The sequence below is a fragment of the Nocardia spongicola genome (assembly GCF_047200775.1).
Taxonomy (GTDB): Bacteria; Actinomycetota; Actinomycetes; order Mycobacteriales; family Mycobacteriaceae; genus Nocardia.
In genome coordinates this window covers 40,091-65,238 of the sequence record NZ_JBJZOO010000021.1, presented here as the reverse complement: position 1 = coordinate 65,238, position 25,148 = coordinate 40,091, and the positions used below count along the sequence as shown (strand labels likewise).

At 60.4% G+C, this 25,148-nt stretch carries 15 protein-coding genes and 1 pseudogene; 11 read left to right on the top strand and 5 right to left on the bottom strand.

All coding sequences use genetic code 11. From position 1 onward, the window contains the following. Positions 1–478: 478 nt before the first annotated feature. The 4 genes from ACL02S_RS22335 to ACL02S_RS22320 all read right to left on the bottom strand — a co-directional run bounded on the left by ACL02S_RS22335 (position 479) and on the right by ACL02S_RS22320 (position 5,549). Complete coding sequence (locus tag ACL02S_RS22335) at positions 479–1,843, bottom strand: AcrVA2 family anti-CRISPR protein (RefSeq protein WP_412804441.1); 1,365 nt, start codon at positions 1,841–1,843, stop codon at positions 479–481. A gap of 199 nt (positions 1,844–2,042) precedes the next feature. Further along, positions 2,043–2,204 (bottom strand): hypothetical protein, encoded by a 162-nt coding sequence (locus ACL02S_RS22330; RefSeq protein ID WP_412804440.1) that lies wholly within the window; start codon positions 2,202–2,204, stop codon positions 2,043–2,045. Between the two features lie 186 nt (positions 2,205–2,390). Continuing rightward, complete coding sequence (locus ACL02S_RS22325) at positions 2,391–3,581, bottom strand: DEAD/DEAH box helicase family protein (RefSeq protein ID WP_412804439.1); 1,191 nt, start codon at positions 3,579–3,581, stop codon at positions 2,391–2,393. A gap of 753 nt (positions 3,582–4,334) precedes the next feature. Continuing rightward, the gene (locus ACL02S_RS22320; RefSeq protein ID WP_412804438.1) at positions 4,335–5,549 is read right to left on the bottom strand and encodes a DUF1173 family protein; all 1,215 of its coding nucleotides are present in this window, start codon (positions 5,547–5,549) and stop codon (positions 4,335–4,337) included. A gap of 150 nt (positions 5,550–5,699) precedes the next feature. Here ACL02S_RS22320 and ACL02S_RS22315 point away from each other — a divergent pair, with 150 nt between their 5' ends. The 8 genes from ACL02S_RS22315 to ACL02S_RS22280 all read left to right on the top strand — a co-directional run bounded on the left by ACL02S_RS22315 (position 5,700) and on the right by ACL02S_RS22280 (position 19,996). Beyond that, entirely contained in the window at positions 5,700–6,215 is a 516-nt protein-coding gene (locus ACL02S_RS22315) for a hypothetical protein (RefSeq protein ID WP_412804437.1), read from the top strand. Positions 6,216–6,480: 265 nt separating this feature from the next. Then, on the top strand, positions 6,481–6,978 hold the full coding sequence (locus tag ACL02S_RS22310; RefSeq protein ID WP_412804436.1) for a hypothetical protein: 498 nt from the start codon (positions 6,481–6,483) through the stop codon (positions 6,976–6,978). A 248-nt stretch (positions 6,979–7,226) separates the two neighbouring features. Further along, positions 7,227–13,178 (top strand): MobF family relaxase, encoded by a 5,952-nt coding sequence (mobF, locus tag ACL02S_RS22305; protein ID WP_412804442.1) that lies wholly within the window; start codon positions 7,227–7,229, stop codon positions 13,176–13,178. A 294-nt stretch (positions 13,179–13,472) separates the two neighbouring features. Further along, a complete protein-coding gene (locus ACL02S_RS22300) occupies positions 13,473–14,384 on the top strand; it encodes an alpha/beta hydrolase (protein ID WP_412804435.1) in 912 nt (303 codons plus the stop codon). Positions 14,385–14,696: 312 nt separating this feature from the next. Continuing rightward, positions 14,697–16,229, top strand: coding sequence for a hypothetical protein (locus ACL02S_RS22295; protein ID WP_412804434.1), 1,533 nt, complete (start codon positions 14,697–14,699; stop codon positions 16,227–16,229). A gap of 105 nt (positions 16,230–16,334) precedes the next feature. Beyond that, a complete protein-coding gene (locus tag ACL02S_RS22290) occupies positions 16,335–16,730 on the top strand; it encodes a hypothetical protein (RefSeq protein ID WP_412804433.1) in 396 nt (131 codons plus the stop codon). Between the two features lie 2,061 nt (positions 16,731–18,791). Then, on the top strand, positions 18,792–19,085 hold the full coding sequence (locus tag ACL02S_RS22285) for a helix-turn-helix domain-containing protein (protein ID WP_412804432.1): 294 nt from the start codon (positions 18,792–18,794) through the stop codon (positions 19,083–19,085). A 695-nt stretch (positions 19,086–19,780) separates the two neighbouring features. Beyond that, a complete protein-coding gene (locus ACL02S_RS22280) occupies positions 19,781–19,996 on the top strand; it encodes a hypothetical protein (protein ID WP_412804431.1) in 216 nt (71 codons plus the stop codon). Positions 19,997–20,056: 60 nt separating this feature from the next. On the opposite strand, the pseudogene ACL02S_RS22275 reads toward ACL02S_RS22280, so the two are convergent. Beyond that, a pseudogene (locus ACL02S_RS22275) lies at positions 20,057–20,260 on the bottom strand (IS481 family transposase); the annotation flags it as partial. A gap of 97 nt (positions 20,261–20,357) precedes the next feature. On the opposite strand from ACL02S_RS22275, the gene ACL02S_RS22270 reads away from it, so the two are divergent. From ACL02S_RS22270 to ACL02S_RS22260, 3 genes are all read left to right on the top strand, one after another. Then, positions 20,358–20,576 carry a hypothetical protein gene (locus tag ACL02S_RS22270; protein ID WP_412804430.1) on the top strand — a complete coding sequence of 73 codons (219 nt, stop codon included), beginning with the start codon at positions 20,358–20,360 and terminating at the stop codon, positions 20,574–20,576. A gap of 2,731 nt (positions 20,577–23,307) precedes the next feature. Beyond that, positions 23,308–24,345: a ParA family protein gene (locus ACL02S_RS22265; RefSeq protein WP_412804429.1), complete on the top strand. Its 1,038-nt coding sequence runs from the start codon at positions 23,308–23,310 to the stop codon at positions 24,343–24,345. Then, positions 24,346–25,137, top strand: coding sequence for a hypothetical protein (locus ACL02S_RS22260; RefSeq protein WP_412804428.1), 792 nt, complete (start codon positions 24,346–24,348; stop codon positions 25,135–25,137). Positions 25,138–25,148: the final 11 nt, after the last annotated feature.

Sequence of the window (25,148 nt, the reverse complement as noted above, 5' to 3'; positions counted from 1 at the left end):
CCTAGCTGCTCGCGAGCACCCCACATCCCATACAGCGAGGTGCACCGCAATATGCTTTCACTCGACCATCGCGACGAAGAGTCACCGCGCCGGCATCCTGATCCAGACCTGCGCTCCGCCCATCGAGCGTGAACCACTCACCGCCACACTGGTGGCATACCAAGCGATCATCTTGGACAGACGTCCGGCGTCTTCTGTCTAAGAACACTATGGAGCTATCCATGACCACGAGCCACCACTACTCGCTCGATACGGGTGATACTTGGAAGACCGACCAACGCGTCCACGCGACGGAGTCTACATCGATCCACCGTGACCGACCTGTCGATGACAGCCGCCGCGGTGAGCCTAGCGCAGATTTCCTGCATCTGAACTCGCACTTTACTGCCGTATCCAACACGTCACAGAACCGATACACCCGATTTCATCTGCCAGTTCCCAGAGTTATGCACAGAACTAATGGTATTTCGCTTAGCTGTTACAGGCCGGCACTGCTGTCCTGCATCGTCTCGGCAGCGAGCGCAGTTGGTTGTCCTACCGCCTCATCCAGGGCCAGTGAGGTAGCCATGGCGACTGGAGACTGCGGCGAATGCCCGGATCTGACCGCATCCAGCGCGTCCAAGCCCGCGTCCTCGACGCTACCTGCCGCATCAGTGGATCCGTCCTTGGCCATGGTGGAAGCGGGGGCGTCGCGGGTGGGACGGACCGGCATCACGGTGGTGACCTCGACACCACTGTTGGGGATCAGGTGCTTGTTGACCGTCGTCATCCCAATGAATCGAACTTCCACACCGCTACGGCCCGGTCCGACTCGTTGAAGGCGCATATGTGCCCGGCGCACATGCGGTGGCATCGTCCGACCCCTGGTCTCGGAACCTGTACTGCGCGCCGCACTCTGGTCGGCCTGGTCGGCTCGCTGTTTGCGGTCCCCGACACGCGGAAGTACAGGCCCGAGCCGCCACCCCACCTGGATTGCGCTGGCAGAGTTATTGCGGTTACGCGAACGAGGAACACCGACTTCACGGTTGACATCACGGCGGATCTTTCTCGTCGCATGCTCTTTGTCGGGTTCCTCGCTGCATAGATACAGCACGCTGGCAATCGCGGTCCTGCTGAGCTGCTCGATGACCCGACGATCGGAATCCCGTACGGAGGAAGCACGTTCACTACCCAGATTGGTTAACGCCCCTCGGATGCGTGATCTGGCAGGCTCGGAGCCGTCTTCGACGTGCAGTGTCGCGTCGGGTCGACCGTCAACCACCATTGTGATCGTATAGAGCTGCCCGCCGGAGGTTTCACAGTAGAACTGCATACCGATCTCGACACGGCCGGGATCATGGATGCTGCAGTGCCGATAACCGGCGTCCTCTGGATCTTCAGCGATGCCGTAGAGCATGCACGCCAGACCACTGTCACCATTGTCGAGCTCGAGCGGGTCGGTGAACACAATCAACGGATGCTCGTGGGGTAGCTTTGTATCCGTCAAAACCTTGGTGGGGATCCGGTCGGAGGTAACCTCTCCCAAGTAGTCGGTCAGTCCCGGGTGCATGGCATAGACCGGACGCATCTGCTCCCATGCCCGCCACACGACCACCGAATGGATCAAATCGCTGACGTCTTGGTAGTAGTCGACAGCCCTTGCCAAGAGTTCAGGCAGGACAGATGTACCACGATCGGCCAACGGTAACACCGGTCGTGGAGTGACACGCACGCCACGTGCTGCGGCCGCGACAACTTCGGGGTTGATTCCCTTCGCCAACAAGTGCATAGCGGCGTTGTCGTGAGCCGAGTCCAGACGCCCAACGATGCTTGCGGTGGTGCGACCAAGCTCTGTATTGGACATCTCTGCCACCGCAGCATCGCCTCCCAGGATCAGGTGAGATGCTCATGCTGCCCGGTGAGAGACGGTGCGGTGGGTATTGCACACACAGCTGGTGTGCAGACAATCATGGTGCACTCGAAGGTGATCGACACACCCTAGTAACTGCTGTGGTCCTCGGTATGCGCCTTCGCCTCACCACGAGCTTACAGCGGCCGCGAGGTCAGTCCGCGGCTGCGGCATCCGATCCGGCGATAGGCGAGGCAGGATCGGCGTCATCGGGCAGGGCACGCAGAGCCCGCACGAACGCTGCGGCCAACTCTGGTGATGGTGGATCGGTCACTGGCGTGTAGGCGGGGTCGGTGCCGAAACGCGGGTCAGTCATGAGCACCAGCATGCCAGGCTCGCCAAACAAATGCGGTGGCACGCAGCGCTGCTCGCACACATCGAACAACGATGACAGCAAGCAGCCCTGCCTTCGCCGGTGATCGAGTCCAACCAGCAGCCTCTCGGCGCGCCACTACCGGGACGACCAGTCTCTGAGGCTGCCGCGTGTGGGCTCGCTGTTCAGCTACCGTTCGATGGGTATGTGCTGATCTTCGCTGCCGTTGGGTGACAAGTGGGTATCGCTCTGGCGCATCAGTCGGGACTTGGTCTCATCGTATACGGCATTGAGGGCAGCTGCGTCGCCGCGGTTGACATCCGAGCGGTAGTGGTTGAACTTTCTGTCAAGATCACCCAGGTTGTCGGCTGCACGTACGGCCTGCAGGATACTGTCGATCAAAATTCGATGCCGGTTGACGATGGCGCTTTGGATAGTTGGATGGTTGAGATCGATATTGTGATTTGTGAGCTTTTCACACCGCTGCCTCAGTTCTTGCAAGGTGGTTGCTTTCGATAGGAATACCGGCGCATCGACCGTGCGAACGAGGTAGCGGCGGCGCGTCCGGTAGGCTGCACTCAATAATGGTTCACTGCCGCGTGCAAGTCGCTGCTGGTGTTCGGTGTAGCTGCGATTGAGAACATCCGTAGACTCTGCAGCGAACAGCTCGTTGGCCATCATTTCGATCGGTAATGGAATCTCGTATGGGTCCGCGATCGCTGCGGGGTCGAATTTCAGCCGATCGAAAATCAGCTCGGCGACGGTCAGATCAGGTACTGGTTGTGGCAGTATGTCGTCCAGTCGCGGAGCCGCAATCAGCATCGGTGGGGCCAGCGCACGTAACGCCACACAAGCATCTACCTGCCACAGCAGTTCATGCGGAAGGTCGCGGCGTTGGAATAACGCTTCTGAGGCAGTCACCCCTTCAGCGGTCAGAGCAGAAGCAGCGCGTGAAGTCGCGATCACAATCCCGCGGAACTCTTTCAGGATTCGCATCAGCTGCCGCCAACGGTTGTTGGCTTGCGTCCAGTGCCCCCTCTCCGGCTGAACATCAGCGTACGGATCAGCCTCGAGCTTTCCTGCTGCGGCATCGCTGCACAGCGCTCGCGCCGAGGCCCCCGCGCGCGTGATGTCGGACAGCGCGGTAACCGAGTTGATGACCAGTACGACAGGCGGGCAACCGTTGCTTGCCTCGTTGGCGGCATAGCGAGAAATCTCACGAATGCAATCGAGCATGCCCCGCCAACTGCCGTCGTGGTCGATCAGGAAGCACCGATCGCTGTCGACGGGAAGTTGATCGTTGCCATCGCGATGCCCTGGTACGTCGAGCCAGAATCCTGGGCCGACGCGGACGTCCTCGGTAATGAGGGTGCGGATCATCCTGATGACCTCCCCCCATGTGGCAGGGTCTGTGTCGATCAACGTCAAAGATGTCGACGGGCCACGAGGGGGGCGAGTTTTGATGCCGTCGGGCAGGGATTCGGCGACGTTCGCGCTATTCTGTGTGCGCCCCGTAGGGGATTGCATGAAACTCCTCGAACTCGGCTCCAGGCCCGCCGTCGCATAAACTCCCGACAGAAGGGCGAGCAGCGATTAAATCTATCCGATTCAGCCTGAATCACAGCTACCACAATCATGTGAGTTACATCGTTTGATCAACGTTATCATCACACTAAAAATCATGCAACAGTATAACGAAATAATACGCAGAATATTAAATAGAATAAGCACAGGGAACCTGAAGTCGTCGCTTTCCCGATCATCCTCGCAATAGGCCAATACTAGTAACGCCCGACTACCGAAAGATGAAAAGCCTTCTGACATCACCGAACGATGCGGCGAAATATTTTCCGCCGAACAAAGGGCGTCGACTTCATTTCGTCACTGTGACGATTATGCTTTGTGGCATGGCGTGGGCACAAACTCGTCCCAAGCCCATGCCCAGTGACGGATCCCCAGTGATGTGGTCCACCTGGACCGAACCAACAGAGTCAGGGCACGCTCGGGCCTTGGCGGCCCTCCCGCGCGGGCTAGTGCACCGCCCTGAAGGGCGGTGGTGAAGGCCCGCACCCGGTAGCGATCCGCGACGACCCAGCCATGAATTGGTGAGGCCGGTCGTTTCACTCAGCACTGTCAGGCTGGTACCCGCCGTCGCTGCACCGTAGGCATCGGGTCGGTCACCGTCCATTCGATCAGCCGCGCGGCGGACTTCTGATAGTGCGCCAACTTAGCAGCCTTGCGCTGCTCGTAGCTTTCCCGTCCTGGCAGGCCCCACACCTCGATATAGGTGTTCGACTCGTCGGTTAGCACGAAGTCCGGGAACACGGCCGAGGTCTTCGAGTCGAATGTCAACGGTTTGACGAACGAGCGGCCGGCGGCGACCAGCGCATCGGCCATCCGCACCTCATACGACGAATCTGCCGGGATGTAGTCGCCGCTGGTCAGCATCACCGCCGCGTCGACCGCTGTCGCGAATCCGCCGGATGAGCGGTCTACGTAGAACAGCACGATCCGCCGCCCACCTGCCTCGGCCGCGGCCTCGGAGAACGCATTGCGGAAGGAACGGCGCAGTTTCGCGTCGAGCCGCTCGCCGACGAACACCTGTCGCCGTGGATGCTGTTGTGCCAGCTGGTAGCGCACACCGTATTTGGCCGGGTGTACGGCTTTGAGCTCGCCGAGGATGAACCCGCGCCGGATCTGGGTGCGATCGGCGCGCAGTGAGCCCATGAAGGTGTCGAAGGCCGTAAGGTTCGACGCGGCGGTCTCGGCCCGGTACGGCGGCACGACGTAGAGCACGGTCTCGGCAGGTTGGCGGCTGATCGTGACCGCGGCCATCTGCTCGGTCACCGCCCGCGCCACCGCCGCCCAGCCACGCGAGCGCGAGCTCGCCGACCACGCTGACAGTTTCGCGGACTCGAACAGGTAGTGCAGCAGCCCCAGCAGGCCGACCGAGCGGCGCCCAAGGCCCGGATAGGCCGTCTGGTCGACAGACTGCCGGTGCTCGGTCGGCTTGCTGACCAGCGGTGCGGCGAATCGGATCGACACCCCGGTATCGGTTTCGCGGATGGCCGACTCGTAGGCGCCCTGCCCGGTCATCTCCCGGTCAAGCCGGTAAAATGCGCACGACGGATCATGCCGGGGCCCCTCACCCGGCCAACATGCCAGATGATGACGACCGTTCTGCGTGCAACGTGTCACCAGCCGCAATGCCGGTGTGCGGCACAGGCATTCGGCTGACTTGTGTGTCCGTGCGGTCGCCATCAGCCGCACATGCCGGTCCGGATCCGACCGGACCTCGGTCAGCGGGATCCGCCGGCCCGCGAGTTGTACCCAGTCGGTGTAGTCCACGACGTCCCTCCCGCTGCCGCCTCCGTGCAAGTCGCCTCCCTACGGTAGCGCCGATCGGCGGCAATCCCGAGCCCCGATCGGCCCACCTCGCGTCGGTCATCTCGCGCCAGCCGGACTCGGCCGTGCGGTCGGCGCACTAGGCTCGCGCAGGTGCGGACTCCTGATTATGTGATCGGCCCCGGCGGCACCGTACCCCCGGATATTGAGGACGCCGACCTGCTCGCCGCGACGATCGCCGCCGAACCCGTGCTCATCCTCCTCCCGCACGCGGTCGCCACCCAGATCGGCGACGACGGCACCCTCCTCGCCGAGGACGTGTTCGAGGCCGCGATTCGCGCCCACGGTGCGCAACCGCTCACAGACCTGAAGTTCCTCAGCCCGCCGCGCCCGGAATGGCTCATCACGATCGACGCCGCGGCCGCCGCCGTGCGCATCACCGGCCCCGGGGTCCTCTGCGAGGTCTATACCGGCAGCCTGCCGCCGGTCGGCACCGCGTGGCTCGACCGAGTGGCCGAGAAACAGCGCCACGGGCACGGCATCGTGCTCATCACCGGATTCGCGACCCCGACCACCGCTCTGGACATGATTGCAGCAGGCCGCGCGAGCTGGGTGCGCACACCTGTTGCGGTGATATCCAGTCCCGGTGCGGGCGGCACCGGCGAATGACCTGAGATGGCCCGCGCCCAGCGGAGGCTGGACATGCGATGGTGTGCGGCATGACGAAACGCGCGGGCCGAAGTAACCCGAACCGGGGGCCAAAACCTCGGACTGAGACACGTCTTCGTGAACAGCAACAGCGCGCCCAGTGGGGCCACGAGCAAGGGCTCCGGGGCGAGTACCACGGCGATGCTGTGTAGGGCGCGTGTTGATCTGGAGTCGCTGGTGCGGTAATCATCTGGTGCACCCCGAGCGCCGGCCATATCTTCATGTTGTGCAGAGTGCGTATGCGAAGTTGTCGAGGGCTAAGAAGCACCTCGCCGAGCTTCAGACGGAGATCGAGACCTACCGAAACAGCGACGCGGTCTCATTCAGGGTGCGATCGCGCAAAGACCCCCTCGATTCCTCGATGGTGATCGCGGAATCCGTCGCGAGGGTCAAGACACCGCCACCGTCCGAGCAGTACCGAACCTTGCATGTGCTGGTGACGGTGGGCACCGTGACATTCGACTGCGACAATAGGCCGATCACCGAACTTCCCGTATCGGCTGAGCCGATCGTCGACGGCGCTGTCCTGGGTCGTACCCGGGTGATGAAGGGCCTCTGGGGATCGGGCCCGAAGTGGGTCGATGTCCCGGGTGTGGCGGCATACATCGAGCATATTGACGCCCCAGGGTTCGGGGAGCGGCCAGTCGGCGCCCTGGATCTGATGAAGAACCTCACTGCGGCTACCGAGACGTTCCTCGGCGAGCTTCGGCATCTCGGCTGTTGAAACCGTTTCTGACCACTGACAAGCGGGTGATGTCGACACCGCGCCGACCTCACTGATGTTCCTGATATTCGAAATCGCCGAGTGGTCGGGTCGGTTCACTCGGCTACCGCCACGTGGCCAGTGTTCAGTCCGTGAAGGTGTCGCCCTGGCATTCCCTGCGGTAGACGCATCCACTACCAGGTGGTGTCACACATGGCGTCCGGAATCAGCAGATGCGTGGCGTGCGGGTTCCTAACGTCGAAGTGGTGATGACGCTCCATGTGCTGCATAGGGGCGACGGGTATTCGTATCTGAGTAAGTCGGTGGCCGTCGGCGATATCGATGACCGACCTGATTTCTCGCAGTTCTACGACCTGAACGGGACTCCGCCGGGCGAGTGGTTCGGGCGCGGCGCAACTGCCATGGGCGTGAGCGGTCAAGTCAGTGAGGCACAGATGCGGGCGCTATTCGGCGCTGGGATGCATCCCAACGCCGATCAACTGATCAATGCGGCCATCGCGGACGGTACGCCACCCGCGGATGCGTTAGCTGCTGGGCAGATCGGTTCGCCGTTGTACACGTTGCGCGCATCCAAGACGCCGGTCGGTCGGCTGCACCAACAACTGCTCACTGAGTTCGTTGACCACAACCTGCGCGCTCCGACCCGCCAAGAGTGGTCGCGTATGCAGGCAGAGGCAGCGCGGCAGTTCCTGACAGACGCGGCTGGGGTTGTACCGACCGAGCAGCAGATTCAAAAGTCCCTCGCCGCGGAAGGTCGACGCAAGCGCAAACCGGTGTCCGGCTATGACTGCGTATTCACTGCACCCAAAAGCGCGGCGGGGGTGTTGTTCGGGCTCGGTAGCCCCGCTGTGCGCCAGATCGTGTGGCAGGCGCACATGGAATCGGTGCACGAAACACTGTCCTATGGTGAGCAGGCCTTCGCTCTGGCAAAACGCGGGCGGGATGGGGTCCGCACGATCGATACTGCCGGCTGGACGGTTGCGTTGTACACCCATTACGACAATCGATGTGGCGACCCGAACTTGCATACCCATGCGGTGATAAGCACGAAGGTGCTGGGCGTGGACGGGCGTTGGAGTTGCATGGATGCGCGGGCGTTGCACGCAGCAGCGTCGATGCTCTCATGTCGTTACAACGCCACGATCATGGGCAAGCTGTCGCGGCGGCTCGGTGTGCGGGTCGAGGAACGATCACGCGGACGAGGAAAGAAACCTGTACTCGAAATCGCATGCATTCCACAGGAATTGAATGATGAGTTCTCCCGTCGCCGCACCGAGATCCAAACCGTCACCGAGCAGTTGGTGGCTGAATACACCCGACGTCACGGCCGCTCTCCCAGCAAGAATGTACAGATCAGGCTCGCTGAAAAAGCGACATTGGTCACGCGTGGCGGCAAGCCACTGCCCCGGACCTTGACCGAGATGCTGGCAGAGTGGGATCTGCGTGCTACCACATGGCTGGCTTCGATCGGAGATGACCGCAGCGGCAAGCAATTCGTCGCAAATCTGCTGGAGGAACCAGCCGGATCCGAGCGGCCACACCAATTTCATGCTCGTTCAGCGGCACTGGCAGCTGGTGTCACGGCCGGTTATCACGCCGTCTGCGCTCGTGACCGAACGGTGCTGCAGGCAGCGGTCGATAACGAATTACAGGGCTACCACTTTGCGACCGCCACGCAGCGAGGCCGTGCGGGCGAGCAGATGTTGCAGCTGCTGGACCCGGATAACCATGTCGGGGTTGTCGCGCAGGTTCGCGATCACGAGATCGCTGAAGCTCGGGTCCGATTCGATCCGGATACGACCGCCCTGGAGGTGATCGAGACCGTTGCTCGTCACCGCGCGACCTGGACTGAGACCCATATCCGTGCCGCGGTCGAGGATCGGGTCGGGGTCTGCGTGTTCGACAGCGATGACGACCAGCGTGCCGCGGTCGAGCAAGTGGTGGCGTTGGTACGCGATCGACACAGCATGTGCCTATCGGTCGATCCCGACCCGGTACCGGCCGCATTGCAACGCAGCAACGGTGAGAACCAGTTCGATGCTCCAGCGCTGACCACTGTGCGCTACACCAGCGAAGCGGTCCTGGACGCTGAAGCGCGGCTACAGCAGGCAGCACACGAACCCAGCCCCGAATTCCTCACCGCCGCCGAGGTCACCGCGGCGATCGCCGCGGTCGAACACGCGAGATCCACCGCACAGGGCACGGGGCACAGGCTGACTGTCGGGCAGCGGCGGGTGGTCGAGCACTTGTGCACCGTCGGAACCCGGCTTGCTGTGGCGGTCGGCCCGGCTGGTGCAGGCAAGACCACGGCGCTGGCCGCAGCGGTAGCGGCGTGGCGGTCGACCGGGCGGGTAGTGCTCGCATTGAGCCCGCAAAAGAGCGCGGCGCAGGTGCTTTCCACGGAGATCGGGATACCCGCCGACACTATCGCAGCGCTGCTGTGGGCTCATAGGCAAGGTACTGCTGCCCCGATTCCGCGTGGAGCGATGATTCTTATCGACGAAGCCGGAATGGCAGCCACCGCCGACTTGGATGCGGTGCAGCAACTCGCCGACGCCGCCGGAGCGGTGGTGCGGTGGGTAGGCGATCCCTGGCAACTCTCGGCCGTGGAAGCCGGTGGCGCACTGCGGCTGGTCTGCGCTGAGACCCGAGCCCCCGAACTCGATACTGTGGTGCGCTTCACCGATCCCGATGAGGCTGCTGCCAGCCTTCATGTCCGCAACGGCGACCCGACCGAAGCGTGGCGTTTCTACTCCGATCACGACCGGGTCCAGTCTGGGCTGACAAGCGAACTGCGTGCACAAATGCTCGCCGCGCACCTGCATGACCTCGATGACGGGGTGTCGAGCTTGATGATGGCCGCCACCCTCGAGGATGTGTTCCGGCTCAACGGCTCAGCTCAGGCCGCCTATGCCGAGCGTGGCGTCGTCGACCTCACCGGAGCATCGACGTGCCTGTCCGATGGACATCGCGGGTATGTCGGCGACATCATCGTCACCCGCCGTAACAAAGGCAAACTACGTATCCTCGGCGGCTCCCGTGATGGCGGGCCGGTCACCAACGGCGACCGGTGGCAGGTGATGACGGTGCATCAGGACGGGTCGCTGACTGTGCTCGGTGCCGACCACCACGGTCGCGTGCACCTGCCTGCTTGGTATGTCACTGCCGATGTTGAGTTGGGTTACAGCTGCACAGTGCATCGCGCGCAAGGGGTAACCGTCGATCGTGCGCACCTGTTGATGGGTACGAGTCTGGGTCGCGCTCTGGCGTATGTGGGGCTTTCGCGCGGACGGTTGTGGAACGGACTGTATCTGTCCACCGACACATTGCCCGACCCACCTCCACTGGAGCGCACCCCTGACGAACCCGCCATGGCCGCTGAGGTTTTCGCGTCAGTGTGTGCCCGAGAAGACGACAACATCTCCGCAACAGAGGTCATGCGTAGCGAGCAGGCGCGGATCGAGGATCCACAGCGGCTGAATGCGATCTATACCCGGGCCTGCCAACTCCTCGGCCGCTCCCGGGTCGAGCGACTGCTGGACCGAGCGCTACCCACCGTGTTGTATCGACTGGTCCGCGACACCGACGGTTTCGACACCCTCGCCGACACCCTCACCGGCGCCGAGCATCTCGGGGTGAGTGCGGGCTGGCTTATCAACAGGATCGTCACCGACAGCGGTGCTGATGAGCAGGGGTACAGTCTGCTCACAGCCCGCGACGCCGCGGCGGTACTGTGCGCCCGCGCCGACCGTCTCCTTGCCGGGCACCTCGATTCCGCAGCATCGGTCCGTGAGCTCGATGTCGATGCCGCGGCACCGATGCCGCCACGCTATCCCGGCATCGACATCGAGCTCGCCGACTACGCTGAGCGGCTGCGGATCCGGTTGATCGGTGAAACCCCGGTCCGGCCGGATGCTCTGCTCCCCCTCGGTGATGATGTCGGCTTCGACACCGCGAATGATCCCGATGTCTCCGCAGATCGACGCGCCCGGTTGATCGCCGAGTACGACTACTATGCCCACCGGCTGAACCTGGATCATGCCCGTCACCTTCTCGATCGGTCGATGCCGACCGCGGTGGTGCATCAAGTCGTCAGCGGCGACCATTGGCCGCAGCTACTGGAAACGATCGCGCTCGCTCACTCGCACGGGCTGGAACCGGGCCAGCTGGTTGCCGACATCACCCGCGGCGACATGGTGGTACTGCTGTCTGCCCACGATGCAGCGGCACTGTTGTGTGCCCGAGCAGATACCTGGATCGCTGCTCATCTCGGTGTCGCCGAAACAGCACCGGCCGATACCGAGCAGCCATTAGTGTCCGTCGCAGCGGCCACACCCGCTGCCGCGTTCCTCAGCAGCGGGACAATTCGGTTCCGTGCTTTGCGTGATCTCCCACGCCCTTCCGGGCTGTGTCCGATGCCACCTGCTCATCCCGGTGCCGACACTGCCGCTATCGATTACGCCGATGCTTTGCGGCGTGCGCTGCTGGAGCTCGGTGCCGAGACCGGCGGGGCAGCCGATACGAGATCCGACGCCACAGCTGATGCGCACCGCGGATCCGGGGAGGAAGTCGACCCGCCGACAGATCCGTTCTTCTTCTCTTGGGACACAATTCACTTCGACGACGACAGCACCAAATCAGCGCCTGCTGTCGAGGACGTCGAGGACGCTGATTCAGAACAGGACGATACCTGGATTCACGTCGAGGATTCTCGCACCGACCAGCTGTACCCGGGGATGGACCCGATCGCGCGTGTAGTGCGGATACACAGCGACCTTCTCACTGCCCACGCTCGCTATATCGAAGCGCGGGACGCCTACCGAGAAGATCGCAGTGAACACCAGCTCGCCGCCACACCTCTGATCGCGCATTGCCGAGAACGCGTTGATGCCTTGCGGCCCTTAGTGGTGGCCTGGCGCGATGCCCAGCAAGATTACGAAGAGGCGCATGTGCAGGCCGCGGCCGCCGAGGACGCCTACGGGCAGGCACTACGGGCGCAACCTGAGCAAGCCGACGACCAATTCTTGGCGTGGTTGCAAGACAAGGTGAACACCAGTACCAGTGACCCAGGTGTGCGCACCCAACTAGACGCAGTACTCGCAGAGTATCGCCATGCAGTGGCCGACCGTGCCGAAACCGAGGTCGACGCCGATATCGCCCAGGCGCGATTGCTTGCCGAAGATGCGCGGAACTGGGCAGAACAACTACGGGACCGCGCGCTCACCGCCCGCCAGCAACTCGAGGACGCCGCGGGAGCCGACGGCGTGGTCGAGGAGGCTGACGTGCACAATATGCGGCTGCTCGCCGACGACCTGGCCATGGCCGCGATGGTCGAAGCCCGTGAACAGGCCCGGCGACTTCCGCCGTATCTCAACCGCGCACGCTGGGAGGCTGCTGCGGTACTGCAGGCCAGTCGGGCGATCACCCGAGCTGAAGCGATCACCGAGGTCGATCGGATCGCTGGGGTATCGTTCGCGTTTTTCGATGAAATCACCGCGCCAGTGGCCCCCTTCCCGTTCGACGAACCCCAACCAGGCACCGTCGAGCCATCACTGGACCCACACGACGAACAATCGGTCGATGACGAAAAAGTGGCGGCACAGATGAAAGCCGACCCGATCCGGTTGCGCAGCGACGCCGACCTCGACAAGATTGTCCGCACACTGCGCCAAACCAACACCCACATATCCCCGCTGTTCACTCCCTCGGTGTCACGGGTGGAGCAAATTCGTGACGCTCATGAACGGCTAGAGCGCCAGGTCACGGCAATCACCGCAGCGCAACGCGCTATAGCCGCTGCCGACGCGGATCCGGATCAGGCGAGTCTGCGTCACCTCGCCGATCTCGCACTCGACTCTGCTGCAGCAGTGGGTGCACCTTCACATCGATGGGAGGTGCTACTGGCCCGTGCCGCTGACACCGGCGCTCTCGCTGCCGAACTGGCGGCGGCCGAGCATGACGATGCCCGCGATCGCCAGCTCCGTGAACACGCCGAGGCGCATGCTGCCCATGCGGCCAACGACCTCGCGGCGGCGATGCTCGAGCAGCGCCGCCGCCGCACCTTGTCCCCTGCCGACGCCGCCGCCGAACAACGTGTCCGTGCGTCCGCAGCACCGCCAGTGGTAGCGCCCCCGGTCACCGAAACCGGCGAGCCGCTGCCCACCACCAGCGAGCAAGTCGACATGAATCTCGGGCTTTGAGAGGCCATCGATGTATCAACCGGGCTGGTGCGCCGTTCCCTGCGAACGATTCGCGAGACCGCGCATGCGATTACAAGCCACACCCCGGGTGTGATCGGCACAGCAGGATCACGTGAACACCGGATTCAATGATTCGGTAGGCGCCCACGCCGAAGGACGCCTGGCCGCAAGGGGTTTCACGCGGTCATAACCGTCGTCACTTTTTGGAGCTCCACTGTGCAATCGTGGTCGAGTCGAACATCGCAGTGCTGGATCCTGGTTTTCACCGTTGTAATCGCCACAATAATGACGGTCGTGGCCGTACCTGCAGCCGCGGTTCCACGCGATGGATGCCGGATGCCGGCGGGCCGCTTCGAGACGCTGGCGGTGCCCTCGGACATGGGGTTGATCACTGTTCAGGTGCAGTGGGCTCGCCACTGCGGCCCGACAGCGCTATATCTGCTCGATGGCCTGCGCGCACGGCCCGATACCAACGGCTGGGTCGCCGAGACTGCGGCACGTACACTCTTCGCCGAGGATGACATCACCTTGGTCATGCCGGTCGGCGGACCTGGAAGCTGGTATGCCGACTGGTCAGCGCCGACCATGGAGCAAGGGCGCTCGGTCACCTACCGGTGGGAGAGATTCCTGACCGTTGAACTACCCGACTATCTGGCGCGATATGGGGTCTCACCCACCGGCAACGGGATAGTCGGGTTATCGATGAGCGCCAGTTCGGCGTTGACGCTCATCGCGCACCATCGCGACCAATTCGCTGCCGCAGCCGCATTCTCCGGCATCTTGGACTGGCATACCCCCGATATGCGTGAAGCTGTGCGCGCTGTCACCTGGCAAGCCGGGCACGACCCCGATGCCCTCGCTCCTCCGGAAAGTCCTCGATGGAATGACCTCGATCCCTACATGGCTGCCCCGAAATTGGTGGGGGCAGCCCTCTATATCGCGGCAGGACCAGGACTGCCCTCCCCCAGGGATTTCAGCAGTATGTCGGCATCCGCCACAGTAGCGGGGGCAATGGGCCTGGAGGCGGGTGCAGCCCTTACCACTCACCGGTTCAAAGCCCGTTTGGACAGTCTGGGAATCGCGGCTACCTACAGCTTTCCTCCGGTCGGTGCCCACACCTGGCGGAACTGGGACGCCGAGCTTGCCCGCGCCCGTCCTTTCCTGGTGGGGGCACTACTCCCGTCCGACCGATCCTCAGATCGGTGACAGTCTCCCGGCGGTGCAGAACCCTGCACTTCAGCAATGGATGCTGGGGTATCCGGTCAGCGCTCTTCTCCGCAGAGGGTAGCGGCAGCTGGGGTAGCTCTACTCTCCTGGCGGCAGAGCTCGGGGTAGCCGGGGCAGTTCGCCACTGCCCCCACCTCATATGCATAGTGTTAGAATTCTAGAATGCTAGTTTCTGACGTTCCGAGGACCTCCGAAGCGAACTCAGCACACACACCCGCCAGAGTCACCCAGACCCATGCGACCGCGAGCGATGCAAACAACCAGATTGCACTCCCGGAATCAGGTGGACCCTTGACCACATTCGCCGAAGGCCTCGACAACGTTGACACCATCACCAGCGATAGCGGTGGAGCCGAAGATGCGAAGCCCCCGCAACAGCCCGCACCGCTCTCCCCTGGGTCCATCACCACCCACACCTCCCTGAGACTCCCGTATCCAGAGCTGGCAGATGAGCTCGATCCCAGTGGGAAGCATCGCCAAAAGCTGGGGACACTCACCACTCGTGCCGAACGAGTGTTCTACGCATGCACTGTGCTCAGTGCCGATATCCCCGTCGAAGTCCTCGGAAAGGAGAAGGAAGGCCTCACAGCGAAAGTGGTCGCCAATTGGCTCATCGCTTTGACCGGCAACACTGGAGACAAGAACACCAAGGTCTCCGGGCCGATGAACAATCCGTGGAAGAAGTGGGCCATCGCCATCCGGTCAGGAAAGGGGGCACCTCCCGAGATCAAGCCGTATATCGTCACATTGCTCGAGCAGATGCGCACGGAGCACGACGGTGCTACTCCAGTCCGCCCAGAATGGCTCGAAACCTTCTCCTTATGGAGTCATGCGCCGCAGAACACCAACAGCCGAAACGGATCTGCAGCACTCACCCGCACCGAGATGCCCCAGTTGGCCACACCCGATCCAGCTGATAACCCAGACACAGAGCACGAAAACAGCGCTGCCGGTGACACCGCACGGCCGGGACAGCAAGACCAGAGCACAAACACCACCACAGGTGAACTCCGCGCACCGCCACGCGAACTGGTGAAGCGTCAGAGCGCAACTACACCAGCCACAGTCAGCGACATCACGAAACGGGCTGAGGACCTGGACGAGCTGTCGGATGCCGAATGGGCCGAGGAACGCAAGCTGGCCGAGTGGGCTCGCCATCAGCTTCGCGAACAGCGAAAAAAGAACATCGCAGCTGACCTGGAAGCAGAAGACCGCCGCCGAGCTACCGAAGCGAAACTGGCTAAAGCCGACCACCGAGATCGCCGCGATACTCGCAAAGCGCTGTCAGCGCTGCGCCGCAAGGCCAGTCCGGGTGCACCGCTGGCGGCATTGCATCGCCTACAGGTAGCCACCAACTTGGGCGCAGCATTCGCTGTGTTCTGCGGCATGGCATGGTCGGCCAGCAACGTACAGCACAATATCGCCGGTGCAGCCACACCCTCCGATCCGCTGTACTGGTTCAGCTACCTCCTCGAAGCGATGATCTCAATCATGCTGGTGCTCATCATGGTCGGCAAACCCATGCTCGTCGAATGGGATGCTGATCCCGAGCACATCGTCTGGGCCGAAATCGGATTACTGCTGATGACCATCGGACTGAATACCTACCCCTACCTGAAGAACTGGGATGCAACAGAAGCAGCGGTCCACAGTGTTGCACCGGTCATGGTCGGTATCGCCCTCGCGATCCACCACAAGATGTCCGAGGGGATAGGTAAAGCGATCAATCGTGCAGCCAAAGAACTCTCCGCAGACACCAACCCCTCGCCAGGAGCCGAGGCGGACTCCCCCACACCCTCGCTACCGGAACTCCGCCAAACCTGACACAGCCCTCCTCAGCCAGATCGAAGGGACAACCATGAGATTTGCGCAATCAGATTGCGGCGTGTCGGTTTGTTGCAATCCGATCACACAGGCAGGATGTGACACATGGGGCAGACACAGAAACACGGCGGCGAGCGAGTGCTAGCTCAGCCACGTCTCGCACCGGGTGTGCATCGGACGATAAAAGGAACAGCGGACGCCGTTTACACCAAGAGCATGGTTGGACCGCTGGTCGCTGACTTGATCGCGTTGTGGTGCGAACGTCCCGCAGACGCGATCGACTTTCACGATGTCGGTGCACTCCCAGCCTCCCGCGCCGTGTACGACGCGCTGTGGCAAGAAGCGTCTGACCGTGGAGTCTCCCTGGAACAGTTGGTCGCGACGATGACCGCGCAGTGGTTACAACGTCCCGACCTGCTCGATCCCTCACATGCCATCAAGAGGCAGCGAACCTTGTCTGAACAGGAGGTCCTGCCGATCGGCGACGACGCTGCAGCGTAACGACACACCACGCGACAACTACAAGACATAGCAACGCCCCCCTGAATAGCTTTTCCGGGCAAAGCAGGGGGGCGGTGCACAACCTCCAGAAGGGTTCTGCAAGTTGAGCAGATCTCACGGTAGCGGTTTGTCCGATGCGATTCAACCTCGACACGCGACTGCCACCACTACCACATTCGAACCAGAGCTGCCCTCGACCATCGGAACTAACCGATCGGCTCATCGAAACAGGCAGCAATCCCCCGGCCAGATCACAGCTGCTGTCCGGCTTCCCCACAGAGCAGGTTGTACAACCACCAGCAGTGGGGCGTGTACAGATTCTCCGACCTCCGGTTCCAGGCAGCGGCTAGACAGCTTCGCTGGACAACTCGCATCTCCAGGAGGTGGCTACATGCGCTGATAGTTCAGCGCCAGAAACCAAACTTCATATCCATCACGGCGACACCCGCCGTGGACACCAGGAAACCCCTTCTGATCCGAGGGGCTTCGCTGGCGAGGGGCCCAGGAAACCCCTCGATCGTCCGACGGGAATCGATTAGGAGTCGATCCCGGGTGTTGCTGTTGTCCCATGAAAGGACTGCCAGGAATGGGCAGCTCTAAGGGTAGCGCATGCCTTGCGGACACTGCGGCAGATAATGATCCGCAACCGGAGGTTTGTGATCAATCCGTCATCACCAGGTCCGGAAAACCCCGCCGGACCGAGCACCTCAACATCGACCAGCGCGGCCGATCGTGGTCAATCCCGGTCGCCTCGAATACCCTCGCGCGTATTCCCGCGTGGACAAGCCGCGACCGGTGGCTGGAGCAATTGCGGTTAGCAGTCCGCAGCGAACACGGCCAACAGCTGTGTGCCGCTCAGAAGTTGTCAGAGAAGCGTGCGGTTGCGGTAGCAGTTGCGTTGTCTAAGGTCGCGTCCAGTGCCACAGGCCGCGACGTCACTGCCTCCAACCGCACCCTGGCGCGCAAAGCGGGCGTCAGCGAACGTGTCGTGTCACGCGCACGACGTGTCTTCAGCGACTTGGGAATGGCCGTAGAGGTAGCACGGGGCAGGATCCTGTCTCCCGCAGAGCGCCGCGCAGCGATGGCACACCATGGCAGCTGGCAAACTCACGCCAGCTCGGTGTGGGTCCTGACTACTCCGCGAAACGTGGCACCATTACGTGCGACTTCCGTTCATCAACGCCGGACGCTCGAACACAGGACCGGCCTCGAGAAGTACACGGTGAACAATCCCCAGGTCAGTGGCCGTGGCGAGCTACCCCCCTTCAGGGGGGTTAGTAGTTCATCTCCTGATAGAAAGTACTCACCAAAGCGCACGCAGGCGCGTAGAGGACAAAATTCCACCAAGAAAACAGCGAGAGCTACCCCTCGACCGCTGAATCTTCAACGAGCCGCTGCTGAACTCGTCCACCACAGCCACGGGCTGACCCATGGCCACATCGGAGCGATCGCCGACGCAATCGCGGCCGCGGGCATCGACGTGACCCGCTACAACGGGCGCGATATCGCCAAGCGACTGACACTCGACACCCAAACTCGTGGCTGGAACTGGCCGAATAGCATCAAAAAGCCTCAGGCATTCCTTCTGTCGCGCTTAACGAAGATGGACTGGACCGCGCCCTCCCCCAGCGAAGAGGCTATCCAGCGAGCAGAAGCAGCTACTACACGCCGCCGCATCACTGTTGCACGGCCACGCTCCTACACCGCTGCAGATGCCACCAGTCGAGCACACCACATGGACGTTATACGCAGAATGTTGAACCGCGAACGAGTTCATCACCGAAGCCGATTCATATGCTCGTAATAACTTGAAGTCGTTGGACATGTCCCTTTGCCAGCGGTCCCTCTCTGCGCGCCATGCGCGTACGACTCGTTCGATCTACTCCCTCTGTTCCGGTGGTAGCTCATCAATCGCAACGGGATCGCGATTGATGTCCAGAACGACCCGTATCGAGAGATACATAGTGTGTCAGACACTTTCGCGTACGTGCCAGCGGCGCTGCGGTCAGCGTGAGGCATCGTATAGCAGAGCCCTACCCTCTACCACCGAGAATGAGCCATATGGATACCTCACTCACAGCTGACAAGCAACGCACCCCGGACACCATCACCCGCGTAAAACCGATCGACATCAACAAGGCCCTCGGTGCTCAGATCCGCGCCCACCGCCGCCGACGCCGATGGAGCCGAAAACGGCTGGCCAAGCAGACCCGATCCAGCAAGAAAGCCATCATGCGGATGGAATCCGGTGCGTACCGCATTACTGTGCGTCGACTCTACGTCGTCTGCAAGGTGCTGCGTGTGGAACCCCGCGACCTGGTTGCCGCGGCGCAAGCCGAAACGGAAATCGGATAAACAGGATGCATGTCGCATAAGTCACGATATTCGGTCACTGTTCCTCAAGTAGGAACTCGATGCAGGACAGCCCGGCGAATCCCACAGAGTTCCCTCGACGTCGCCCGATGGACCATGACGGTCAGACGCCGTGCATCCATGCCTACCACGCTCCTCTACCATCGATAGGGCCACGTCGGTGCCGGGCTCCCTTGGCCCGGCTACTGCGACAATGCGGCTTCCGTCGCACCGAATAGTAAGTAAGAGATCTCCGAATGGCCTCTCCGACAGGGTTCGACTCCCGCGCCATGCAGGAAATCCCGACCACCTATTACACGATAGAGGGCATCCCCGAGCAAGACTGACTCGCTGTGGCTGTAGTGTTCGTGCGAGCAGTGACCCCGATCGCATGCATCGCCCGGTGCTGCCCGCGGGACCTGGGTTGGCCGTTCTCGACACGGAGCCTGTCGAAACTACGCGAAGTACTGATCAACAACGGAATCGCCGAGATCAGCCGCGAAACTCTGCATCAGACCCTTGAAGCCGAGGGGTGTCGTGGCAGGCGGTCAAGACGTGGAGAGCCGGTACCGATCCCAAGTTCACCACGAAGATGAACCAGGTTCTGGATCTCTACAACCATCTGCCTGCCAGCGGGCGAGTGGTCTGTGTGGACGAGTGCTGTTCGTGGTTGGTTTTCTCGCCGGAGTCCGAAACGGTTGCGGGCGACCTACCAGCGCACCCAGGGCGTGCGGCACCTACTCGGTGCTCTGGATCTGGCGACCGGAAAGCTCCACTATCGGATCCGGGATCGTAAACGGTGGCAGGAGTTCCTGTCGCTGCTGAAGTCGCTGCAGGCGCGCTGGCCTGGCGACAGGCTCTACGTCATCGTCGACAACTTCTCCCCGCACAAGCTAGCCGAGGTCCGCACCTAGGCCGTAGTCAACGACGTGGAACTGGTTTTCCTACCGACTTATTCATCGTGGTTGAACTGGACGGGCGACGGCCTTGGTCTGTGCCGAGCCCGCGCCGTGGGCGCGCCAGCCGCCACCATTGGGGATCTTGCCAACCTCCTTGATGTCGACATGCACCATGTGCCCTGGCCAACGGGCGATGATGGGTCGTGGTGCCCGGTTGCCGGCACCGGTCGAGTCGATGAACCTGAGTCGACTGAGCCCCAGATGTGCCAGGTGTCTGGTATTGCCAGCGGCCTACCAGCGCGAATGCCGTCAGCTCACCCAAGCCCGCAAGGCTGCCTTCGATGGCGAGCCCACAGGACCGAATCAGATGTGGTAGTTGGACTTCAGCGAGTTCGAGACCACTACCGGAGGCACGTGGCGGATCGTCGGCTGTAGGGGCTACTGGTTGAAGTACGAGCACCACTGGCATATCTCACCGACGGTGAATCAGCATGATGCGATCGGCGCGATCGAGCTCGCTCTGGCCGCCACCGAGGTCCACCTCGGTGCTGCCGATCTGGACTGCGTCCGCAAGTTGTTCGGGAAGGTTTCTTAGCTCGTCAAGAAATTGCAGGTCAGGACATATGCATTGGCTAGATGCCGCGTAGCGTGAAGATCTACGGATTTGAAGGGGAGAGCCCCGGATCGACCCTCTGGCCGCTCTACGGGCCAATGAGGCCTCAAAACGGCTTTCGGTAGGCAACTTTAGGGGTCTAATCCCGCCTAATCGGACATGTGGCGCCAAGTTATGGCAACTTATGAGCAATGTAGATGCTCAGCATGCTGGCCTCCAGGTTGCAGCCTACGGACTGTTCGTTCTGCTTCAGTCTGTGCACCTGCGTGCAGCGTTACATGTACTGCAAGCAAGTTCAGTTGAGCGCTCTCACGACACGCAGAAATGTCTTCATAGCAGCAGGTGTTCGATGCTGATGTGAACATGCTGAGGCTTATGCGAGTCGGCTAATGCGCTAGACAGAGGGCGTATGTGTCTGCGGACTATCACTGGTAGAGGTCTATGCAGCACGAGACCTTAGGGTAGACCATGTGCTGGCGACGAAGATGCCTTTGGCATCCCAGCAGTATGACGTTAGGTGGAGATAAGCAGGGCAGCTGGACTGAGGAACTCGTCCATGGATGCCAGGAGATTTACTGGTACGGCATTCCCTGAACCGAACTCGTCAATCGACTCGGTCGTAGTTGTAACTGCTAGTGGTAAGTCCGCGAAGAGTTCGCAGTAGTTGGTTCACTGGTTTAGCGTGAATCTGCTGTAGCGATTTGCGCATGTGTGGCCCTCTGGCATGGCGTTGTCCCTCCCTGGGTTGAGTGTATCTCCGTCTCCAGGTTCTCTGTACTCGGCAGCATCGTGGTTCAGGGGTGACAGCTCAGACCTATAGCTCTGACGTGAGTGAGCCAGGAAGGAGTGGCGCGTCTGTCGCACTGGGTTCGCTCGGATGCTCAAGCTGCATCTTAATCTACCTTCTCTGTACAGGTTATAACTGTTGGTTGGGAGTGTGTTCATACTTTGTGAAGTGCACGATGATCACTATCAATACTCTAAGTAGTCCCGCAGTGGATCTGTGTCGCGATGTCGCCGTATGTTTCCGCCAGAACATCCTGGTCGTGGGCTCCCGCCTATGCCTCCTAAGTGGTGCGTCCGAACTTCACGGAGGCCGCTCAGATCAGGAGTGGTCTCCTCGCGCAACGGGCAGGTCATACCTCATCCGCTATAGCAACGCTAGTTATAGAAAGTCCGTGGCCTGCTTCCTTTTACTTGCCGGTGCGTAGTGATGACTCATGTGTTGCCCTCACCGAGATCCCTGGAGTCTGTGGAGTGGCCGATCTTTGATCAGGGCACCGTAGTTCGCTCGAGATCTTCTGATCTCGTAGGATCGGATGATCCTGCCAAGGTATCCGATCTACAGAGTCGACAAAGGAGTGAGCAGATGGTTGGTGTAACGCTCTCTTCGCCAAGTGCACTCGTACCATCCATGATGTCTTGGGCACGATGCGGTGTACTGCCAGTTAGATCCTCACAGCCGTTGGCGGTGAGAGAGGGATTGCTGAGTAGATCTACGGCACCAGCCTGGGAACTTTCCGTTAAGTCCGTGAACAGGGACTTAACCAAGCCTCGGCCTAAGGGGGGCCGCAACGTCGAGTGTGCGACCTTGTATACGACAGTAGATACGACAGTAGATACGACAGTAGGCGTGACGGTAAGAACTCCTATCCATCTCCCCCATTCTGCGGGTATTTGCATGGAAGTCCGTAGAGTCACTCAATGGTCCCGTTCGGGGAACTTTGAATCAACCATTGCAATGGTTGACATGAGCCCACAATACTTGGCATGCTATTCGGTCTACCGAAGGGATGATACTAAAGTCATATGGATGCCCTTGCATAAAGCACGAGTGAAGGGGCATTCGAATAGCTTTAACACTTCAGCATATAAGATATTTTGCTTGACATTTAAATATGACGAAAGCAAGGTATTCGCATTAGCTCTAATTAGGAGCGTTCCAAAGCGGAATTCTGATACAATCTCAGCCGTCTTATATTCCATCTATGCGAAGGGTGCATGTACTGACTTCTGTAAAACATTGTTTACCACCTTCCGGGTGGTCCATAAGTCGTTCACATGAATGGGGTGTGAGTCTCCCGGACTATCCATCCAATCAAATGTATGCAGATGAGCAGATGATTAGTTCATATAAACGTCCCTGATGATTGGGATAAAGTAGGGTTGCAGGTGTATACGCTATAAGAACTATTAGTATGCCTTTTTGAACTCCTATAAGAGGGTGGTCACTATTCCCCCGCGAATGCACCTTAAGTGCAGCTATGCAACGGGTTATGCGATGGTTGCCTATTTCATCTTTGAATCGGCCATAACAGATAACAGCCTAACTGTCTTTAATAGACTAACGCTTAGGGCCTTTGGGAGCGGTTTCAGTAGGGGTTTGTTCACTACCTATCGCAATGCCTCACTGTGTATCTAATGTTATGTCATAACAATGACTTGTCGACATGTCATATCGAAGCACTTGGGAGTAGCCCAATCAAATCCCATAGCAATTATCACTGATAATGACAGATTGATGATCTTACTTATATCCTTAAATTAGATCCATAAAACAGCCTTCAAAGAACCCATATTGAACGCCACTGAATACACCTGTATGATTATCTTAATTTTGTACCCATGAGCGAACAGGCGGATTGTCGACTTCAATCCCCACGTGAAGACCCTCTCTAAGGACTGCTTTAATCCATCGTGAAGTACCAAATGTATGCTGGGTCAAAAGGTAAGTTATCAAGTAGATCTCGTGACATTTTTGGCTACCGAAACACGCGCCAAGCTAGCGGTTGGCTGCATGCGCATAGATCAGGTAACCTCCCTGAGCGTGACAGTTCAAGGGTTGCGCGGTGTTGTCCACGCCGTGAGACGAACGATTCTGGTGGCGAACCGAAAAGGGGGAGTGGGCAAGTCGTCGATCGTGGCCGCGATCGCCGTGTTGGTTGCGAAGGCAGGCAAACGTGTGCTTGTCATCGACGCTGACCCTCAAGGCAACTGCACACAGCGAGACCTTGGCGTAAGGGATGGCGACAACGGCAAGTCGTTGGCTATGGCAATTCAGTATGGTCAGGTGTTGGAGCCGGTACGCGATGTTCGTCCGGGCCTCGACGTAATCGCTGGCGGAAACCTTCTCTCCTTGGCGACGACGATCATCACCAGCAGCAGTGACCATGGAATAGATCCAGTGGCCAACTTGTCGACCTCTCTGACTTCGCTGGTTGACACTGAAGGGTATGACCTGGTTCTGATCGACTCGGCGCCGGGTGAGCTGCAGTTGCTGGATGTCCTCTTGGAGATCGCGACTTGGCTCATAGTTCCCACCAAGGAGGATGAGGCCAGCCTGGACGGAGCTGAGAAGCTCGCTGAGCGATATCTGCGGGCACGGAAGCTTGGAGCGATCGTCGAGTTGATGGGGATGGTGCTATTCGACTGTGATCCGCGAGCGACGAGGCGTAACGCGTCTACGTTCCAGACTGTTCATGAACTTCTCGAAGGTACTGGCATTGCGCCGTTCAAGAGCACGATTCGACATGACAAGGCCACCTCGGTCGATGCGCGTCGGTTGCACTTGACCCCGGCCGAACTTGCCACCCCTCAGCGCAAGGTCGAAGAGGTGTCTGATGAGGATAACGACGAGCCCAAGAAAATGTGGTCAAGAAACCCTGGACCCTTGGCAGCGGATCACAAGCAGTTAACTCGAGAGGTGATCGGGCGCTTGGCGTCCGGCGAGCGTGCGAAAGAGGAAGCGTAGATGGGTAGAAGAGGATTCGCTAATACCGAGGGAGCTTCCGATAACCTCGATGACATTAGCGAGCTGCTGGGTCAGACCCCGAAATCTGCTGCCCCACTGAAGTCTTTAGCTGTTGAGTCAACCCCGCGGCATGTGCCTTCCGCAGTGGATGTTAACGATGATGCTGGTGTCAACGGGGAGGTTGAGGCCACCGACCGCGGCATCGGGTCGGACAAGCTCGATAAAGGGAAGCGGCAGACGCGAGGTGCGACTGATGGCGTAGCTGTCAGCAAACGTAGCAAGCCATCTGCGGCGAAAGCGAAGACGAAGGCCGCATCGACGCCATCCACGCCTGAAGCGCATGTCGACCCTGTGGTAGCAAAAGCTATTCGTCGAGTCACCCACGCGGAGAAAGGTCGTCGGGGTGAGGGGCGAAGTTTCGGTGAAGTGGTCATGGATGCGATCGAAGAGCATGTTGACGAAATCACAAACCACTTCAAGACTCGAGCAGAAACCAAGCGCAAAGGTGGACTGTTCAAGAGGGTCGACACGTCACGGCCTCGTCGGCGCCGACATTCTGAGGCGCAAGTCAAAATTCCGTTGAGTGGAATCATCAACGAAGATGTTGAGTTGATCGACAAACTCGCTGTCGAGTGGGGTGCGGGCAGTCGCAGCGCACTCGTAGACCAGGCATTGAAGATCGAACTGGCTGACACTATCGAGGCCATACATATAGAGGAAGCCGCGGAAGCGGCAACTATCTTGGACGGAGCTGTCCAAGACGCCGAGGATGCAGCCTCCACCGCCATCTGACCTCGTTGAAC

Excerpts from the sequence above, each read along its gene's own strand:
- ACL02S_RS22265 (WP_412804429.1), top strand. The coding sequence starts at position 23,308 with ATGCTGGGTCAAAAGGTAAGTTATCAAGTAGATCTCGTGACATTTTTG.
- ACL02S_RS22335 (WP_412804441.1), bottom strand. The coding sequence starts at position 1,843 with ATGTCCAATACAGAGCTTGGTCGCACCACCGCAAGCATCGTTGGGCGT.
- ACL02S_RS22325 (WP_412804439.1), bottom strand. The coding sequence starts at position 3,581 with ATGATCCGCACCCTCATTACCGAGGACGTCCGCGTCGGCCCAGGATTC.
- ACL02S_RS22330 (WP_412804440.1), bottom strand. The coding sequence starts at position 2,204 with ATGACTGACCCGCGTTTCGGCACCGACCCCGCCTACACGCCAGTGACC.
- ACL02S_RS22260 (WP_412804428.1), top strand. The coding sequence starts at position 24,346 with ATGGGTAGAAGAGGATTCGCTAATACCGAGGGAGCTTCCGATAACCTC.
- ACL02S_RS22285 (WP_412804432.1), top strand. The coding sequence starts at position 18,792 with ATGGATACCTCACTCACAGCTGACAAGCAACGCACCCCGGACACCATC.
- mobF (WP_412804442.1), top strand. The coding sequence starts at position 7,227 with ATGACGCTCCATGTGCTGCATAGGGGCGACGGGTATTCGTATCTGAGT.
- ACL02S_RS22290 (WP_412804433.1), top strand. The coding sequence starts at position 16,335 with ATGGGGCAGACACAGAAACACGGCGGCGAGCGAGTGCTAGCTCAGCCA.